Source organism: Corallococcus sp. CA053C (assembly GCF_003611675.1).
GTDB lineage: Bacteria > Myxococcota > Myxococcia > Myxococcales > Myxococcaceae > Corallococcus.
Genome location: NZ_RAWA01000821.1, coordinates 1 through 815, shown reverse-complemented (window position 1 = coordinate 815; position 815 = coordinate 1). Strand labels below are relative to the sequence as shown.

The following is an 815-nucleotide window of genomic DNA, read 5'->3' as shown; positions in this document are numbered from 1 at the left end:
AGCTTCTCGCTCAGCCGCGCGAAGGCCCCGAAGGCGCCGTCCACGTGCAGCCACAGCCCCTCCTCGCGGCAGAGCGCCGCCAGCGCCTGGAGGTCATCCGTGGCGCCGGTGTTCACCGTGCCGGCGTTGCCCACCACGCAGAAGGGCGTCAGGCCCGCGCGCCGGTCGGCCTTCAGCGCCTCGCGCAGCGCCGCCACGTCGATGCGGAAGTCCCGGCCCACCGGCACCTTGCGGACCGACTCACGGCCCAGGCCCAAAAGCTCCGCCCCCTTCATGCACCAGCCGTGCGTCTCCGTGGAGGTGTAGAGCGTCAGCCGGCTTTGGCCGCCGTAGAGTCCCTGCTGCCGCACGTCGAAGCCCGCTCTCGCGTTGCGCGCCACCGCCAGGCCCAGGATGTTCGCCATGGTGCCGCCCAGCATCATCAGGCCGCTGGAGGTGGAGGGGAATCCCATCAGCTCCGCGAGCCAGCCGACGACGCGCTCCTCCACCAGCGCCGGGGCCTGGTTGAAGCCCGCCATGTGCGGGTTCATCGCCGCGCCCAGCATGTCCGCCATCATCCCCAGCGGCGTGCCGTTGCCCTGCACCCAGCCGAAGAAGCGCGGGTGCAGGTTGCCGTTGGGATAGGGCCGCACGTTCTCCAGGAACGACTGGTACGCCGCCTCCGCCCCCTGCCCCTCCATGGGCAGCGGCTCCTCCTCCAGGCTCGTGCGCACCCCGGCGGGCATCGGCTGCCACGCGGGCTGCGCGCGCAGCGTCGCCAGGTGCTCGAGCGTGTCGTCCACCATCCGGTGCGCGAGTTTGCGGAACGCCTCCCA

Annotated in this window: 1 protein-coding gene; it reads right to left on the bottom strand. The window is 72.1% G+C overall.

Going from position 1 to position 815, the window contains the following annotated elements; translation table 11 throughout:
- The coding region (locus D7V97_RS43405; RefSeq protein WP_233583626.1) for a pyridoxal-dependent decarboxylase at positions 1–815 on the bottom strand (815 nt) is incomplete at both ends.